The 2,734-nt window shown below is 59.2% G+C and carries 2 protein-coding genes; both read left to right on the top strand.

Annotated elements, in window-relative coordinates; all coding sequences use genetic code 11:
- Nucleotides 1–2,059, top strand: a 2,059-nt coding sequence (locus tag A1351_RS04900) for a TonB-dependent siderophore receptor (protein ID WP_064032381.1), incomplete at its 5' end; no start/stop codon positions are given.
- Nucleotide 2,060: 1 nt separating this feature from the next.
- Nucleotides 2,061–2,734 (top strand): PepSY domain-containing protein (locus A1351_RS04905; protein ID WP_198162224.1); only part of this gene is annotated, 674 nt, incomplete at its 3' end.

Below are 2,734 nucleotides of genomic sequence, written 5' to 3' on the forward strand. Positions count from 1 at the left end.
GGTCGTGCCCCGCGCCGTCATCGACGATCGCAAGGAGAACTCCGTCCGAGAGGCGCTCCAGAACGTCAGCGGCGTCTGGTTCGAGCCGGCGCTCGGCGGGAATGCGGTCTACAATATTCGTGGATTCCGTACCTTTTCGATATTCCGCAATGAGCTGCGCGCCGGCCCAGGCGCATTCGTCTTCCTGGCGCTCGGGCCTTTGGACCCCTCCAATGTCGAGAGCATCGAAGTGCTCAAGGGTCCAGCCGCCATGCTCTATGGCAAGGGCGATCCTGGCGGCATGATCTCGCTCAACACCAAGAAGCCGTCGGCTACGCCGCACTATTCGGTCGAGCAGCAGATCGGCTCGTCGGCGCTGTATCGAACGCTCGTCGACGCCACAGGCCCGCTGAATGACGATAAGACGCTGCTCTACCGTTTCACGGGGGCGTTCCAGAGCTATGATTCGACCTCCAGAGACTTCGTCTCTGGGGATGGCTTCGACTTCGCGGGCGCGGTGACGTGGCGACCATTCGAGCAGACCGAAATCACTTATGAGGTCGAGGTCTCCAAGCAGCGCTTCAAGCAGGAGTCCGGCGTCATTGCGTTGGGAAATCGGCCGATCCAGATCCCCACCACGCGGAACCTGCAGGATCCGAACCTGCCCTACAGCAATTTCCTGACGCTTTTCAACGGCGTCAGCGTCAAGCACAAAATATACGAGAACGCAGACATGTCATGGACATTCAATGGTCGCTTTCTCGCCCGCAATTACAAGGACGATGACATCAATCTCGTCCCCGTCGACGGCTTCGCCTATTCTTCCGCCTTCGATCCCGCGACCGGAGTCTTGCACCGCAATGTCTTCGCGCAGCACTACCACGAGCGCGACTGGGCGTGGAACGCCGACGTGATCGGCAAGTTCGACACATTCGGCGTCGGGCACGAGGTTCTTCTGGGTTACGACTTCAATAAGGTCACGGGCGAGTACCGGACTTATGGCGGCGGATATGTCGCCGACCCGGACCTCGACGTCAATGTATGGGCGCCCTGGCGCGGCGTTCCGTCCTGGAAATTCACCCAAGCGAACCTCGACTCCTGGTGCGCCCAAGTCAGCGGCTGCCAGCCAGGCCGGCTCAAGCAACAAAATTCCGGCTTCTATGCGCAGGATCATATCACGCTGTTCGACAGGCTCCATATCATCGGCGGCGGGCGGTGGGACTACGCCGTGCATGGCTACGGCTATTCGGATTTTTTTGGAAATCCCCCGACCACGATGGAGCAGGTCAATGTTCCAAAATACGGCGAGCATGGATTCAGCCCGCGCGCGGGCGTTCTATTCGAGGCGACGCCGTGGCTCGCGGCGTTCGGAGACTGGTCGAACTCTTTCGGAGTCAACAACGGCAAGGACGCCAACGGACAACCTCTCCGCCCACAAATTTCCGAGCAGTGGGAGGGAGGACTCAAAGGAAAATTCTTCGACGATAGGCTGACGGCGACGCTCGCCTTCTATCAGCTCACCAAGACGAACATTGCGACGGCGGACCTCAGCACGCTCAACACCTCGATCACCGGAAATGTGCGCAGTCGAGGGATCGAGCTCGACATCTCCGGCCGCATCGACGATCATCTCAGCGTGATCGGCAATTATGCGCATACACGGACAAAGATACTGAAGCTCTCCGATTACAGTTCTGATCTCGGGACTTATGTCGATGTCTCCGGGCGGTGGTGGCCGAATGTGCCGCGCAATTCCGGTTCGATCTGGGCGAAATACGACTGGAACGGCTACGCGTCCAAGGAAGGCGCGAGCTTCGGCCTCGGCGTCCGCTATGTCGACATCCGCCAGGGCGACAACCAGAACACGTTTCAGCTTCCCGCCTACGCCGTCCTCGATGCGATGGTCGGCTATAAATGGAAATACGAAGGAACAAACTGGAATGCCCAGCTCAATTTCAAGAATCTGACCGACACCAGATACTATCAGGGCGCCGATCAGTTCACCAATTTCGACCCGCGTCTTTCGATCTTCCCCGGCGAACGCTTTCAGGTCATCGGCTCTCTCAAGGTCGAGTATTGAAATGATCCGCGCAGCGCTCGTTCGGCTGCATCGCTGGGCCGGAGTCGCCATCGCGGGATTTCTGATCGTCGTGGGTCTAACCGGAAGCCTTCTGGCGTTCTGGAACGAAATCAACCACTGGATCACGCCCGATCTCTATCCCGGCCCCCACGCCGGGATAGAGTTGGACGCCGCCATTCTGGCGCGTCGCGCCGAAGCGCTCGCGCCACAGGCGCGAGCAACGCAGGTCTACCTCGGTTACATAGGCACAGCCTGGGTGACGATGGAGGCGCTCGAAGGGGCGCCTCCACTCGCTTTCGACCAGATCTATCTCGACACGGTGACAGGCGTCGAATTGGGCCGACTGAAATTCGGCGTATTCCCGACGCGCCGCGCAGAGGTCATGCCCTTCGTCTACAAGCTTCATTATGCGCTCGCTCTCGACGATCCGGGTGGGTGGATTCTCGGTGTTGTCGCACTCGTTTGGACGATCGACTGCTTCGTCGCCTTCGCGCTCACATTGCCGCGCGCACGCGGACGCTCTCGCAAGAGTTTTTTCCCTCGATGGAAACCGGCATGGCTCGTGAAATGGAGCGGCTCGCTCTACCGTGTCAATTTCGATTTCCACAGAGCGGGGGGGCTCTGGCTGTGGGCTATGCTGCTGATTTACGCATGGTCCAGCGTGATGATGAATTT

Source organism: Methylosinus sp. R-45379, from assembly GCF_001644125.1.
GTDB lineage: Bacteria > Pseudomonadota > Alphaproteobacteria > Rhizobiales > Beijerinckiaceae > Methylosinus.